Origin of the sequence: Streptomyces sp. NPDC047061 (assembly GCF_040643955.1) — a bacterium.
In the GTDB taxonomy this organism is placed as follows: domain Bacteria; phylum Actinomycetota; class Actinomycetes; order Streptomycetales; family Streptomycetaceae; genus Streptomyces.
The window spans coordinates 187,035-201,345 of record NZ_JBEYVI010000008.1; the positions used below are offsets into that span (position 1 = coordinate 187,035).

Consider the following 14,311-nt stretch of genomic DNA (forward strand, 5'->3'; position numbering starts at 1 on the left):
CTCCGGGCATGACAAAGGCCCCGGTGCTCTGTTTCCAGAGCGCCAGGGCCTGTGCCCACATGGGATTGAGGAGCTGGGCTCCCCTGATCGTGGAGATGGCGGGAATCGAACCCGCGTCCAACGGTGCAAAAACAGGGCTTCTCCGTGTGCAGTTCGCTGTGATTTTCTCGGCCCCGGCGATCACGCGAACAAGTCGCCGACGGGCCCAGTCACTGTTTGATTTCCCACCGAACCCCGTGACCGGGCTCGATGGTTTAGTCCCCTAGATTATGCCAGGGTCCGGGTCGGGAACACCCCCGGGCTGACACCCGTTAGGGCCTTCACTCACTGCTTATTAGGCAGCGAGGGCGAAGGCGCGGGAATCGCTCTTGGAATTGGCGATTATTGGTTGCGACATATGGTTTACGAGATCATTGCCGCTTCCTCGACACGCTTCCCCTGCTTCGACATCCGCTGTCGAAACCGATCATCCCCATGTTGATTTTTCAATGCTCACACCAGGGCTTCCCCTGCTGTTGGCCCCATCGTACGTGACCAACGTACGCCCGTGCCACTGCATTCCTGTCGGCTACGCGCCCCGCTGCTTGCGTTTGGCCGACGCGATCGCGCGGTCCGACTCCCGGCGGTCCTGCTTCTCGCGCAGGGTCTGCCGCTTGTCGTACTCCTTCTTGCCTCGCGCCAGGGCGATCTCCGCCTTCGCGCGGCCGTCCTTGAAGTAGATGGCGAGGGGCACGATCGTGTGACCCGTCTCCTGGGTCTTGGCCTCCAGCTTGTCGATCTCCTCCCGGTGCAGCAGCAGCTTGCGCTTGCGGCGCACCGAGTGGTTGGTCCAGGTGCCCTGGTGGTACTCGGGGATGTGGGCGTTGTGCAGCCACGCCTCGTTCCCGTCGATCTGCACGAAGCCGTCGGTCAGCGAGGTGCGGCCCTGACGCAGCGACTTCACCTCGGTGCCGGACAGGACGATGCCGGCCTCGTAGGTGTCGATGATCGCGTAGTCGTGCCGCGCCTTCTTGTTCTGCGCGACGATCTTGCGCTTGCCGCCCTTCTCGCCGTCCCGGGCTTTGGCGGCCGTCCCCTGCTGCTTCTGCTGGGACTCTTTCGGTACGTACATTCCCTTGGCCATAGTGCTGTCCATTTTCGCACTACGGAGGGGGTGCGGGGGAAGCGGTTAACGGGCTTCCCGCGACGTTTCCTACGACGGGTCGCCGAGGCCGCTCAGGACCGTCTCCGCCCGTTCCAGTGCCCCGGCGGACACCTCCAGGTCGGGGGTGATGCCCCGGCCGTCGACGGCGTGACCGGAGGGGGTGCGGTAGTGGCCGACGGTGAGCTCGGCGACCGAGTCGTCGGGGAGGCGGGTCGGCATCTGGATGGAGCCCTTGCCGAAGGTGCGGGAGCCGAGGACGACCGCGCGGCCGCGGTCCTGGAGGGCGCCGGTGAGCATCTCGGCCGCGCTCATCGTGCCGCCGTCGACGAGGGCGACCAGCGGTCTGGCGGTGTCGCCGCCGGGCTCGGCGTGCAGGGAGCGCTCGTCGCCGTCGACATCGTAGGTGGCGACCAGGCCGCCGTCGAGGAAGGCGGAGGCAGCGGTGACGGCCTCGCTGACCAGTCCGCCGGAGTTGCCGCGCAGGTCGAGGATGATCCCGGCGTCGGCGGGGGCCTGCCGGACGGCGGTGCGCACGAGCTCCCCGGAGCCCTTGGTGAAGGCGGAGATCCTGATGACGGTGATGCCGGCGGCCAGCTTGCGGACGGTCACCGAGTCCGTCGACAGCAGCGCCCGGCGCAGGGTCTCGCTCCACGCGCGCGTGCCGCGTTCGAGGCCGAGGGTGACGGTCGTACCGGCGCGGGCGTCGGTGGCGTCACCGCGCAGTAACGAGACGACGTCGGTGACGGGCCGCCCGTCGACGTCCTCGCCGTCGATGCTGCGCAGCCGGTCGCCCTTCCTGATCCCCGCCCCGGCCGCGGGCGACCCCGCCTGCACCTTGGTCACGTCGATCCGCCCGTCCGCGGTCCGCCGGGCCCACAGCCCCACGCCCGTGTACTGGCCGTCGAGCGCTTCCTCGAACTCCTGGTACTCGCCCTCGGAGTAGACCGCCGCCCACCGGTCGCCGCTGCGGCTGACAGCCCGCTCGGCGGCCTCCATGGGGGACTTGCCGTCGGCCATCGCCTCGGCGGCGGCCTTCGCGACGTCCTCGTGCCCGGTGGCCGGACGGGCGGCTCCGGTGGGCGTCTTCCGGTCGGACCGGCCGGGGTCGGGAAACGCCCCGGTGGCCGCCCCGGTCACCAACAGCCCTGCGAAAACCAACGTCAGAGCCGCCCCCCGGCGAACCCGGCGGGGCTGACAGAACAGCTCTCGGCCTGACATGCCGGTGAGTCTAGGACAAGGCAAGAGGGCCGCACGGGCGGTTGCCCGTACGGCCCTCTTGGCATGCGTCACACCTTCAGGTACTTGCGCAGCGCGAAGAACGCGGCAAGCGCGGGCATCAGAAGGCTCGTTGCGAGGATGAGCGGGAGCTTGGTCAACACCGCGTCCCAGCCGATGAAGTTGATCAAATTCAGCTTGTGGGACAGGTCCAGGCCGTGGTCGATGATGAAGTACCGGGCGATCACCAGGAATCCGCAGGCGACCGTGCCGCCGATCAGGCCGGCGACGGCGGCCTCCGCGATGAACGGGGCCTGGATGTAGAAGCCGGAGGCGCCGACCAGCCGCATGATGCCGGTCTCGCGCCGACGGCTGAACGCGGAGACGCGCACCGTGTTGACGATCAGCATCAGGGCGACCACCAGCATCAGGGCCATGACCATGCGGGCCGCCCAGTTCATGCCGTTGAGCAGGCCGAAGAGGTTGTCGAGGATGCCCTTCTGGTCCTGGACCGACTGGACCCCGTCACGGCCGTCGAAGGCGGTCGCGACGACCTGGTACTTCTCCGGGTCCTTGAGCTTGATCCGGTACGACTCCTGCATCTGGTCCGGCGTGAGGGAGTCGGCCAGCGGCGAGTCGCCGAACTGCTCCTTGTAGTGCTTGTACGCCTGGTCCTGCGACTCGTAGGTCACCTTCTCGACCACCGACATCTTGCCGAGGTCGGCCTGGATCTGCTTCTTCTGGTCGTCGGTGACGGCGCCCTTGGCACAGTTCGGGTCGGACTCGGCGTCGCTCTTGTTGCAGAGGAAGATCGAGACGTTGACCTTGTCGTACCAGTAGCCCTTCATGGTGTTGACCTGGTCGCTCATCAGGAGCGAGCCGCCGAAGAGCGCCAGGGACAGGGCGACCGAGACGACGACCGCGAAGGTCATCGTCAGATTGCGGCGGAGACCGACTCCGATCTCCGACATTACGAACGAGGCGCGCATGGCGTCGGGTTATGCCTTTCCGTGGACGGTCGCGGTCAGTGCTGGTAGCCGTAGACGCCGCGGGCCTGGTCGCGGACGAGACGGCCCTTCTCCAGCTCGATGACGCGCTTGCGCATCTGGTCCACGATGTTCTGGTCGTGGGTGGCCATCACCACGGTGGTGCCGGTGCGGTTGATGCGGTCGAGGAGCTTCATGATGCCGACCGAGGTCTGCGGGTCGAGGTTGCCCGTGGGCTCGTCGGCGATCAGCAGCTTGGGCCGGTTCACGAAGGCGCGCGCGATGGCCACGCGCTGCTGCTCACCACCGGAGAGCTCACCGGGCCTGCGGTCCTCCTTGCCGCCGAGCCCGACGAGGTCGAGCACCTGGGGCACGGACTTGCGGATCTCGCCCTTGGACTTGCCGATGACCTCCTGGGCGAAGGCCACGTTCTCGGCGACCGTCTTGTTGGGGAGCAGACGGAAGTCCTGGAAGACCGTCCCGAGCTGGCGGCGCATCTGCGGCACCTTCCAGTTGGAGAGACGGGCGAGGTCCTTGCCGAGGACGTGCACCTGGCCGTGGCTGCACCGCTCCTCGCGGAGGATCAGCCGCAGGAAGGTGGACTTTCCGGAGCCGGAGGATCCCACGAGGAAGACGAACTCACCCTTCTCCACTTCCAGGGAGACATCCCTGAGTGCGGGGTGGGTCTGCTTGGGGTAGACCTTGGAGACATTGTCGAATCGGATCACGGATGCACCACGGGTCGCCGGGGGTAGATGAGCGTGACCATACGCGAGTCGGGTGAGGAAGCGCAGGCGCCGGTCACGGTTGGGTGAGGCTTGTGCGGTTTTGTTCCGGGGCAGTCTCTCCCGAGTGCCCCGGAGTGGCCGGGCGGGCTCCACGGACGGCCGCGCCCTTTCCGGGGGAACCTGGCACAGTGGGAGGGGAACGTTCTCGTTCCGCAGAGCGTTGTGTAGGCGATGGCCGGTGCAAGGAGGGCGAGCGCATGACGTACGACCGGTTGGTGTGCGCGAACTGCGCGGCGCCCGTGAGCGAAGGCCGGTGCCCCGTGTGCCGTGCCAACCGCGAGCGTCTTCAGCAGGAGAGTTTCCTAGGTGGTCTGAACCCGATGGCGCTGATCGGGCTGCTGGCGGTACTGATCGCCGCGGTGGCGCTGCTGGCGGCGCACCAGACCGCGTAACGAAGCTCACACCCGAAGCCCGCCGAGAGCGACCGAAGGGCCCCGAGCTACTGCTCGGGGCCCTTCGCCCTGCGGTGCACATGCGCTCCGTGAGCGACTGGCTACCGTCAGGCGGCAGCGCCGCCGCGGCCGCTCATGAGGCGCGGCAGGATACGGAAACCGATACCGCCGGCGATCATCGTGGCGGCGCCGACGATGAGGAAGGTCGTCTGCGCGGCACCGGTCTCGGCGAGCTGGCCGCCGCCGCCCTGGGCCTCGGTGTTCGACGAGCCGGTGTCGGTGAGGGCGGAGGTGCCCTCCTCCTGCGCGGAGGTGCCCGAGTTGCCGTCGGTGCCGGTGTTGTTGCCGCTGCCGCTGTCACCGGTACCCGTGCCGCTGCCGTCGGTCGGGTCGTCGGTGGTCGGCTCGTCCGTCGGCTCGGTGGGCTCGTCGGTCGGCTGGGTGGGCTCGTCCGTGGGCTCGCTCGGCTCGGACGGCTGCGAGCTGGTCGGCGGCTCGCTGGAGGGCGGTTCCTCCGTCGGCGAGGCCGGGCCGGTCGGGATCTCCGTGGCGCTGTCGGTCGGGGCGGGCGAGTCATCGCCGTCGAGGTCGGCGTTCACGCTCACGCCGGTCTCGTCGGCCTCGACGCCGATGGACAGGGCGGAGGCCGCGCCCGCCGCGGTCAGCGAGGCACCGGCGGCGATCACGAGGCCGGCGGTTATCCGCGCGACCCGGATCCGGGTCTTCTTGGTCATCTGGTTGCTACCCCCAGTAGCTGAACGTCAGGATGGCGGCGCTGGGGCCGTGATCGACGGAGAAGGCTACGGATGCGCAAGCCCCCCGGTTCACATGCGCCCCAGAGATACGCATGCCACCCTTCACCCTTCCCATTTTTCAAAGCAACGTCAAGGCCGTTGCGGGCGCGATGTCCAGTTGCGCACCCAATGCCGGGGCTTGAAGCATGTGAGTGTGACGTAAAACCCAGACAAACGAGAACTGCCGCCACGGGGGCGGCAGTTCCAGGTCGACGGACTCACCGTCGGCGAGTCGACAAAGCTACTTCTCCTGCTGCTTGCGCCAGCGAATTCCGGCCTCCAGGAACCCGTCGATCTCGCCGTTGAACACGGCCTCGGGGTTGCCCACTTCGTACTCGGTCCGCAGGTCCTTGACCATCTGGTACGGGTGCAGGACGTACGACCGCATCTGGTTGCCCCAGGAGTTGCCGCCGTCGCCCTTGAGGGCGTCCATCCTGGCCTGCTCCTCCTGCCGGCGCCGCTCCAGGAGCTTGGCCTGCAGCACGTTCATGGCGGTGGCCTTGTTCTGGATCTGCGACCGCTCGTTCTGGCAGGAGACGACGATGCCGGTGGGGAGGTGGGTCAGCCGCACCGCCGAGTCGGTGGTGTTCACGCCCTGGCCGCCGGGCCCGGAGGACCGGTACACGTCGACCCGCAGCTCGGACTCGTCGATCTCGATGTGGTCGGTCTGCTCGACCACGGGGAGCACCTCGACCCCGGCGAAGGAGGTCTGCCGGCGCCCCTGGTTGTCGTACGGCGAGATCCGCACCAGCCGGTGCGTGCCCTGCTCCACGGAGAGGGTCCCGTAGGCGTACGGCACCTGCACGGCGAAGGTGGTCGACTTGATGCCGGCCTCTTCCGCGTACGACGTCTCGATGAGCTCGGTCCTGTAGCCCTTCTGCTCCGCCCACCGCAGGTACATGCGCTGCAGCTTCTCGGCGAAGTCGGCGGCGTCGACGCCACCGGCCTCGGCGCGGATGTTCACCAGCGCTTCCCGGGAGTCGTACTCCCCGCTGAGCAGCGTCCGGACCTCCATCTCGTCCAGCGCCTTCCTGACGGCGGCGAGCTCGGACTCGGCCTCGGCGCGGGTGTCCGGGTCGTCCTCCTCGTCCGCCATCTCGAAGAGCACGGCGAGATCGTCGATCCGCCCGCGCAGCCCCTCGGCCTTCCTGACCTCGGCCTGCAGGTGGCTCAGCTTGCTGGTGATCTTCTGCGCCTCGTCCGGGTTGTCCCACAGGGACGGCGCGGCCGCCTGCTCCTCGAGCACGGCGATGTCTGCCCTCAGCTTGTCGAGGTCCAGAACGGCCTCGATCGACTCCATGGTCGAGGAGAGGGACTTGAGCTCTTCGGATACATCGACGACTGCCACGCCTCCAGCGTAACGGCTCCGCCAAGCGAGGATGGCCGACGGGCATCGCCCACGCGCTCCGCTCCGCGTAGGGGGGCCGAGCCAGGAGGACGCCAAGCCCCCCGCCGGGGTCCGGGGCGGAGTCCCGTGGCGGTGGGGTTTTGGCCTATCGAGTCGGGTGGGTGGGCGACGGGCGACGGGGCGGTCACGGCGTCGACGTGCTGTGGGTCTCCTGCGGCGGAGCCGCATCGTCACCGGACGTCGCCAGCCACGCCCCGACGCCCACCACCGCGGCCACCACCACCCCCGCCACCGCGAACGTCACCTTGCGTCGCCGAGCCGCCACGCGATGCCGCGCCGACCCCGGCCGCGGCGCCCCCGACGCCCTCGGCACCCGCGCCGTGCCCCGGGCGCCGCCCGCCAGCTCGTCGGGGCCCGGCACCCGCATCGACGTGTGCGTGTCCCGGTTGGAGTCCGGCTTGGCGCCCGGCACCAGGGAGACGGCCCCCCGGCGCCGTACCCGCTGCTCCTCCGTGGCCGGAGCGGCTGCGGCCGCCGACTCCTCGGCCTCCTCCGACGCCTCCGTCTCCGGCTCGTCGACGTCCAGCGGCGGCATCCCCGCCAGCATCGGCAGCTGCTCCCGCAGCCGCGCGGCCAGCTCGGACGCCCGCAGCCGCGAGGCCGGCGCCTTCGCCAGGCACTGCACGAGCAGCTGCCAGAGCTCCTCGGGGATGCCGGGGAGGGGGACCACGGTCTCCGTGACGTGGCGGCGCAGGACCGCGCCCGGGTGGCCGCCGCCGAAGGGGGTGAAGCCCGCGAGGAGCTCGTACAGCACCGTCGCGAGCGCATAGATGTCCACCGAGGCGCGGGGCGGCAGCCCCTCGACGATCTCCGGGGCCAGGTAGTCCGGCGTACCGATGATCTTCGTGGCGCGGGTCCGCTTCGGGGAGTCGATGAGCTTCGCGACGCCGAAGTCCGTCAGCAGGGCGGGGTGGGAGCCGCCGGGGCCCAGCGGACCCTGCATGTCCAGAAGGACGTTCTCCGGCTTCACGTCCCGGTGGACGACCCCCGCCGCGTGCGCCGCCGCCAGCCCGTCCGCGACGTCCGCGACGATCGCGACGGCCGCCTCGGGCGCGAGCCGCCGCTCCCGGTCCAGGCGGGTGCGCAGATCCGTACCGCGGACCAGGTCCATGACGAGCGCGAGGTCGTTGCCGTCGACGACGAGGTCACGGACGGAGACCACGTGCGGGTGCTCGAGGCCCAGCAGTGCCGTGCGCTCCTGCACGAACCGGCCCACCAGCTCCTCGTCGGACGCGAGATCCTCGCGCAGCAGCTTGATGGCGACGGGCCCCTCCGGCCCCTCGCCCAGCCACACCGTGCCGGCGCTGCCCCGCCCCAGGATCTGGTTGGCGGTGTACCGGCTGCCGATCTTCCGTGCCAAGACTGCTCCTACAGACGCGTGTTGCCGACAAAAGTACGCGTCCGACGAGCCAACCTTCACCACGGAGGCGGAAATCACCCGCCAGGTGTCGACAAATCCACAGACTCGCGGTCAGTTCCCTGAGCCGTTGCCCAGACTGCCGACGAAGCTGCTGACCGACTTCGTCCAGTCCTTCAGCTGGCTCCAGTAGCCCCGGCCCTCCCCCACCCACGTGTGCACCGGGGTCAGGTCCCAGATCAGCCAGCCCGCGACGAACAGGATGACGACCAGGAACAGGCAGCCCTTGAGGCAGCCGAGCCCGGGGATCTTCATCGGGTTGGCGCTGCGCTGCCGCGGCTCGCGCGGGGCCCGCTGCTGCGGCTCGGCGGCGGGGGGCGCGTAGCGCTGCTGAGGCTGCTGGGGCTGCTGCGGCGGGGCGTACTGCTGTTGCGGCGGCCGGCCGCCGCCGTATCCGGCGGGCTGCTGCTGGCCGTACCCGCCCGGCTGCTGGCCGTACCCGGCGGGCTGCTGGCCGTACCCGCCCGGTCCGCCCTGCCCGCCCTGGCCTCGCGGCTGCGGCCGGCGTACCGGCTGCTGCTGCGGGGCCTGGCGCGGCGGCTGCTGCTGCGGCCGGGCCACCTGCCGCTGCGGGCGGCGGCGCAGCGGGTCCTCGCCCGGGTCGAGGTACTGGACCTGGGTCTGTTCGTTGCGGTCGCGGGCCGCGCGGAGCTGGGTCTGCCAGGGATGCGGCTGTTCCGGCTGCTGCTGGCCGGGCTGGCCCGGCTGGCCCGGCTGCCCCTGGGGCATCGGCGGCAGCACGGCCGTCGGGTCGGCCGCGCCGGTGTTCGGCAGCACGGCGGTCGGGTCGGCGGCGCCGAACGGCACCGGCCCGCCGGTGTGCGGCAGGAAGCTGGTCGCGGCGTTCGGGTCGTACGTCCCCATCGGCGCGCCCGTGTTCGGCAGCACCTGGGTCGCGTCGGCCGCGCCCGGTACGGCGGTCGGCGCCGGGTCGGGGGCGAGCAGCGCGCCGACGCCCTCGGCCGCCGCGATCTGCGCGGAGTTCGCGTGCACGCCGACGCCCTCGGCGACGACCCGCAGGCCGCGCGCGAGGTTCTCGGCGCTGGGGCGTTCGTCGGGGTTCTTGCGCAGGCAGCGCTCTATGACCGTCCACAGCGGGTCGGGGACGGTCGATGGGCGGCGGGGCTCGGCGCTCAGGTGCTGGTGGAGGACTTCCAGGGCGCTGCCGCCGGAGAACGGCGGACGGCCGGTGACCAGCTCGTACAGCAGGATGCCGGCGCCGTAGATGTCGACGGCCGAGGTCTGCGGACGGCCCTCGGCGGACTCCGGCGCGATGTACGCGGGCGTGCCGACGAACTCGTGGGTACGGGTCAGGCCCGGGGAGTCGGCGAGGCGGGCGATGCCGAAGTCGGTCAGCATCGGGTGCATCTGGCCGTTGTACTGGGCGAGCAGCACGTTGGCGGGCTTCAGGTCGCGGTGCACCACGCCGTCGGCGTGGCTGGCGGCGAGCGCGTCGGCCACCTGGGCGGTGAGCAGGGCGGCCGCCACGGGTGTGAAGGGGCCGTTCTCCCGCAGGTAGCGGTGCAGGTCGGGACCGTCGACGAGGTCCATGACCAGGGCGAGGAGATCGCCCTCCACGACGAGGTCCCGGACCCGGACGATGTTCGGGTGGGTGAGCCGGAGCAGGACGGAGCGCTCCCGCAGGAAGCGCATCACGATGTCGGAGTCGTTCGCGAGCTCTTCCTTGAGAACCTTGATCGCGACGGTCTCGCCGGGCTGCCCGGCCACGGCTGCCTCGGCGCCCGCGGTCTCCCGCTGGCGGGCACGCCAGACGGTACCCGTGGCGCCGCGTCCCAGCGGCTCCTCCAGGAGGTACTTGCTGCCTACCGGCCGCACGTCATGCACTCCCTGCTGCTTGCTGAATGTCTCCGACCCATGTGTCCGACCCACTGTAGTGCCGTGGTGCCTGGGACCGGGCTGTCGTCCGGCTGTGCTTTCCCCTCCCTCGTAGGGAGCCGATAAGCGTCCCGACGTATCCCCATACGTTGGCGTTCCTGCATGCGTTCGATGGAAAGACGCTTGCTTCGGTCCGCCGGTTGCCGGGCTCGGACGTGACCGATCTCAAGTGATCGCGCGCAAGGTATTGGTCAGGCACTTTTGGGGGCAGAGCTGACCAATCAAGATCACTTACCATCGGGGCATGGGCACGTTGTCAGTGGCAGGTGCGAGGATGCGTGCGACAGCAGAACTCGCCCACGCGCTAGTGGTGGTGGGGGGAAATCCGCGCCCGCGCAGAAGGGACCGCTGACGGCGATGCAGATCCGGCTGACCGTCGTAGACCCGCTGGGCCCTGCCGCGCAGCGGGGCCGGGCCGTGAGCCGGGACGTGCTGGTGACGGCGCCCTCGGGCACGGACCTGGCCGCGGTGGCGTCGGGGCTGGCCTCGGCGGTCACCGGGGACGGCAGCCTGGGCGGCCGTGAGCCGAGCGGTGCCCCGGTCGTGCTGTACGCCGGGGTGGAGCGGCTGGACGCCCGCCGCCGCATCCTGGGCGAGCCCCCGCTGGTCGACGGTGCGGTGCTGTCCCTGGGCGCGCCCGCGGCCCCCGAGCCGCACCCCGAGCTGGACGACGCCCCGACCCAGCTGCACGTGATCGCCGGCCCGGACGCGGGCGGGGTCCACCTCCTGCACGGCGGCCAGATCACCATCGGCCGCTCCGCCGACGCCGACGTCCCGCTCGACGACCCGGACGTCTCCCGGCTGCACTGCGCGGTCACGGTCGCCGCGGACGGCCGGGTCTCGGTCGCCGACCTGCACTCCACCAACGGCACCGCCCTGGACGGCACCCGCGTCACCGACCACCCGGTCCGCCTCACCCCGGGCTCGCTCCTGCGCATCGGGGAGTCGGCCCTGCGGCTTACGCCGTCCGGGGGCCCGGGCGCCCGGGTGGGCACGGCACCCGACGGGGAGGGGTGCATGCGGGTGCTGACGGGGAGCGAGGGGGCCGACGAGGGCGGTCCCGCCGGCCCCGGGGGCGGTACGGCCGCTCCGGCGGGCCGTACCCATCACGCCTACGGCACCGCGGGCTGGGGAGCCGCGGGCGGGGCGGCCGGGGGTCAGGGGCACGGCGCGGTGGAGCCACCGGTCGTACCGGCCCAGGGGGACGCACCGAGGATCGAGAGCCGGGGCGGGCTGCCGACGGCCGGCCGCGGGGACGGAACACCACGGACCGAACAGACCGGACGAAGCGAGCGGACCGGACGGAGCGAGCGGACCGGGCGGACCGGACGGGAGACCGGACTGCCGGCCGGGCACGGCGGGTACCCGGGCGGGTTCCCGCCGTCCGCCGGTCAAGGGATCGAGCCGCTGTCGGCCGGGCCCGGGGGCGACGACGACCGCCACGGACACCCGTCGGCCGGCGAGCACGGAACGCACGGCACGCACGGCACGCTGCCGGGCCCACGCGGCGGTTCCGGTACCGCACCCGGGTCGGGCGCCGGGCAGAGCCCCGTCCCGTCCCACGGATCAGGGGCCGCACCCGGCCCCGGCGCGGCGCAGGACCCCGGCACCGCGCGCGGCTCCGCCGTCAAGCACCGCTCGGGCGACACCCATGCCGGCCGCTCCGGAGCCCTCGGCGGCCCGAGCTCCTCCGCGGGCACCGCAGGCACCGGCGCCACCCGCCCCGCGGCCGCCGCCGCCGCCGACGAGAGCCGCTTCACCGACGACGGCCCCTTCACCGACACCCCCGCCGACGCCTCCGCCCCCTCCGCCAGGCGCAAAGGCACCCCCCTCCGCGGTACCGACGCCCCCGCCCTGCCCGCTGCCCGCAAGCGCGGCGGCGGGCTCGGGGCCTGGGCGCGGCGGCTGGCCGGCGGGCGCGGTGAGCCCCCGTCGGCCGTCGACGACGAGACCGCGGCGGAGGACGGCGGCACCTCCTTCGTCGGTCTTCCCGCCCAGCCCGAGACCTGGCCGGACCCCGCCGCCCTGCTGCTGACCGTGCTCGGCCCCGGCCCCCGTCTCTGGGAGCGCGGCCCCGGCCACCCGGAGGCGCTCACCGTCCGGCTGGGCACCGCGGACCGCTCGGCGCCCGACGGTTCGGGGCTGCTCCCCGCCGTCCCGGTCACCGCCGATCTGCGCGAGGCCGGCGCGCTCGGCCTGGCCGGCCCACGCACCCGCCTGGCCGGCCTCGCCCGCGCGGTGCTGGCCCAGCTCGCCGCGCTGCACTCGCCCGACCTGCTGGAGATCGTGCTGATCAGCGCGGACCGGGCCCGCCCCCTGGAGGAGCGCACGGCCGAGTGGTCCTGGCTCGGCTGGCTCCCGCACGTCCGCCCGGGGCACGGCCAGGACTGCCGCCTGCTGCTGGCCTACGACCGCGAACAGGCGGCGGCCCGCGTGGAGGAGCTGCTGCGGCGGACGGAGGAGCTGTCCGCCCCCCGAAGGCCGGCCACCCCGTCCGACCGCCCGGCACCGGTCCCGCCGCAGGCACCGGCATCCGCCCGTACGGCGGCGGACGCCTCGCCCGCCGAAGCCGCCCACCGCCCCTCCTGGGCCCGCGACGACCTCGGCGACGACGGCAAGGGCGGCTTCCCGGGGCCGTACACGGTCGTCGTCGTGGACGGCGATCCCGGTGGCTCCGCGCTGCGCGAGGCGGTGGCCCGGCTGACCGTGGCCGGCCCGCGCGCCGGAGTGCACGTGATCTGCCTCGCGGAGACGGCGCCCACCTCGTCCGCCTCCCCGGTCGACCGGACCTACGAGGAGGCGTGCGCGGTGACGCCGACGTTCCGGGAGTGCGGGGCGGTCGCCCTGCTCAGCGGGGACGTGGCGACGGCACTGCACCTGATGCGGGTCTCCGCCGGTCCCGGCGGCCATGCCGGTCACACCGGCCCGGTCGGCCCCGGCACCCTGGCCGCGGTGGACGCGGTCTCCCCCGCCTGGGCCGAGCGGTTCGCGAGGGCGCTGGCCCCGCTGCGCCCCGACGGCCCGGGCGCCGAGCGGCACACGCGCGTGGCCGCCCCGCTCCCCCAGTCCGCCCGGCTGCTGGACGAGCTGGGGCTGGCGAGGGCCACCCCGGCCTCGCTGATGGCCCGTTGGGCGGACGCGGCCGACGACACCGAGTCGCTGGGCGGCCGGGCCCGGGCGGTGCTCGGCGCCGGTCCGCGCGGTCCGCTCACCGCCGACCTGGTGGCCGACGGACCGCATGTGCTGGTCGAGGGCCCGCCCGGCAGCGGCCGTACCGAGCTGCTGCGGTCGACGGTCGCCTCGCTGGCCGCCGCGGAGCGGCCCGACCGGCTCGGGATCGTCCTGATCGACGGCCGCGACGGCGTCGGCACGGGTGCCGGGCACGGCGAGGGCCTGCGGGTCTGTACGGACATACCGCATGTCACCACCCACCTCACCGCCAACGACCCGGTGCGGATGCGGGAGTTCGCGCAGTCGCTGAGCGCCGAGCTGAAGCGGCGGGCCGAGCTGCTGGGCCGTTCCGACTTCACCGACTGGCATGCGCAGCGCGAGATCTCCGGCCGCATCGTCCCGCAGCGCACCCGCTCCGCCGCCGCGGGCGCCGCCGACATAGAAGCCCCGCCGAGTTCGACGATCCGGCTGCGCCCGTCGTCCGGCGCCGCGGCCCGCGAGCGTACGGAGACACCGCCCCCTCTCCCCCGTCTCGTGGTCGTGGTCGACGACCTGGACGCCCTGGTCTCCCCCGCGCTCGGCTCACCGGGCCGCCCGGCCGCCGGTTCCGTGATGCGGGCGCTGGAGGCGGTGGCGAAGGAGGGCGACCGGCTGGGCGTGCACCTGGTCGCGGCGGCCGGCGCGGGCGGCCGTACGGCGGAGACGGAACCGGCCCGGCAGGCCACCCTGCGCATCACCCTGGACACCCCGGCCGGCGGCCCCGACGAACCGGCACCGGGCCGTGGCCGCCTGACCACCCCGGACGGCCGGACCACGGCGTTCCAGACGGGCCGCGTCACCGGCCGTATCCCGCGCACGGCGACCCAGCGCCCCACGGTGGTCCCCCTCGACTGGCACCGCATGGGCGACCCCCCGGCCCGCCGCCCGGTCCGCGAACTGGGCAACGGCCCGACGGACCTGGCCCTGCTGGCCAGCGCGGTGGAGCGGGCGGCGAAGGAGGTCTCGGCGGCGGAGGTTCCTTCCCTTCTCTGAGCGAGGGCTCCCGCCGGTCACCGATCACAACGCAGTCACGATCCCCCGCGCTGACCTGTCGGCCCACT

General features: G+C 72.5%; 10 protein-coding genes and 1 other RNA gene. 2 read left to right on the forward strand and 9 right to left on the reverse strand.

Annotated features, from left to right (window positions below; all coding sequences use genetic code 11):
* Positions 1 to 87 precede the first annotated feature (87 nt).
* From ssrA to ftsE, 5 genes are all read right to left on the reverse strand, one after another.
* Positions 88 to 474, reverse strand: a transfer-messenger RNA (tmRNA) gene (ssrA, locus tag ABZ887_RS15465).
* A 94-nt stretch (positions 475 to 568) separates the two neighbouring features.
* Positions 569 to 1,111 (reverse strand): SsrA-binding protein SmpB, encoded by a 543-nt coding sequence (gene smpB / locus ABZ887_RS15470; protein WP_361288522.1) that lies wholly within the window; start codon positions 1,109 to 1,111, stop codon positions 569 to 571.
* Between the two features lie 81 nt (positions 1,112 to 1,192).
* Positions 1,193 to 2,362: a S41 family peptidase gene (locus tag ABZ887_RS15475; RefSeq protein WP_361288525.1), complete on the reverse strand. Its 1,170-nt coding sequence runs from the start codon at positions 2,360 to 2,362 to the stop codon at positions 1,193 to 1,195.
* A gap of 68 nt (positions 2,363 to 2,430) precedes the next feature.
* Positions 2,431 to 3,348 carry a permease-like cell division protein FtsX gene (gene ftsX, locus ABZ887_RS15480; protein WP_361288528.1) on the reverse strand — a complete coding sequence of 306 codons (918 nt, stop codon included), beginning with the start codon at positions 3,346 to 3,348 and terminating at the stop codon, positions 2,431 to 2,433.
* Positions 3,349 to 3,383: 35 nt separating this feature from the next.
* Positions 3,384 to 4,073 carry a cell division ATP-binding protein FtsE gene (gene ftsE / locus ABZ887_RS15485; RefSeq protein ID WP_059203505.1) on the reverse strand — a complete coding sequence of 230 codons (690 nt, stop codon included), beginning with the start codon at positions 4,071 to 4,073 and terminating at the stop codon, positions 3,384 to 3,386.
* A 257-nt stretch (positions 4,074 to 4,330) separates the two neighbouring features.
* Between ftsE and ABZ887_RS15490 the strand changes: the two genes are divergently transcribed.
* Positions 4,331 to 4,525 (forward strand): hypothetical protein, encoded by a 195-nt coding sequence (locus ABZ887_RS15490; protein WP_089106595.1) that lies wholly within the window; start codon positions 4,331 to 4,333, stop codon positions 4,523 to 4,525.
* Between the two features lie 107 nt (positions 4,526 to 4,632).
* On the opposite strand, the gene ABZ887_RS15495 is transcribed toward ABZ887_RS15490, so the two are convergent.
* The 4 genes from ABZ887_RS15495 to ABZ887_RS15510 form a co-directional block, all read right to left on the reverse strand.
* Positions 4,633 to 5,259, reverse strand: a complete 627-nt coding sequence (locus ABZ887_RS15495; RefSeq protein WP_361288532.1) for a hypothetical protein — start codon at positions 5,257 to 5,259, stop codon at positions 4,633 to 4,635.
* 301 nt (positions 5,260 to 5,560) lie between these two features.
* A complete protein-coding gene (gene prfB / locus ABZ887_RS15500; RefSeq protein WP_361288535.1) occupies positions 5,561 to 6,667 on the reverse strand; it encodes a peptide chain release factor 2 in 1,107 nt (368 codons plus the stop codon).
* A 184-nt stretch (positions 6,668 to 6,851) separates the two neighbouring features.
* Entirely contained in the window at positions 6,852 to 8,087 is a 1,236-nt protein-coding gene (locus tag ABZ887_RS15505; protein ID WP_361288538.1) for a serine/threonine-protein kinase, read from the reverse strand.
* Positions 8,088 to 8,198: 111 nt separating this feature from the next.
* A complete protein-coding gene (locus ABZ887_RS15510) occupies positions 8,199 to 9,980 on the reverse strand; it encodes a serine/threonine-protein kinase (RefSeq protein WP_361288541.1) in 1,782 nt (593 codons plus the stop codon).
* Between the two features lie 417 nt (positions 9,981 to 10,397).
* Here ABZ887_RS15510 and ABZ887_RS15515 point away from each other — a divergent pair, with 417 nt between their 5' ends.
* Entirely contained in the window at positions 10,398 to 14,243 is a 3,846-nt protein-coding gene (locus ABZ887_RS15515) for an FHA domain-containing protein (RefSeq protein WP_361288544.1), read from the forward strand.
* Positions 14,244 to 14,311 lie beyond the last annotated feature (68 nt).

Excerpts from the sequence above, each read along its gene's own strand:
- smpB (WP_361288522.1), bottom strand. The coding sequence starts at position 1,111 with ATGTACGTACCGAAAGAGTCCCAGCAGAAGCAGCAGGGGACGGCCGCC.
- ABZ887_RS15475 (WP_361288525.1), bottom strand. The coding sequence starts at position 2,362 with ATGTCAGGCCGAGAGCTGTTCTGTCAGCCCCGCCGGGTTCGCCGGGGG.
- ftsX (WP_361288528.1), bottom strand. The coding sequence starts at position 3,348 with ATGCGCGCCTCGTTCGTAATGTCGGAGATCGGAGTCGGTCTCCGCCGC.
- ABZ887_RS15490 (WP_089106595.1), top strand. The coding sequence starts at position 4,331 with ATGACGTACGACCGGTTGGTGTGCGCGAACTGCGCGGCGCCCGTGAGC.
- ABZ887_RS15495 (WP_361288532.1), bottom strand. The coding sequence starts at position 5,259 with ATGACCAAGAAGACCCGGATCCGGGTCGCGCGGATAACCGCCGGCCTC.
- ABZ887_RS15515 (WP_361288544.1), top strand. The coding sequence starts at position 10,398 with ATGCAGATCCGGCTGACCGTCGTAGACCCGCTGGGCCCTGCCGCGCAG.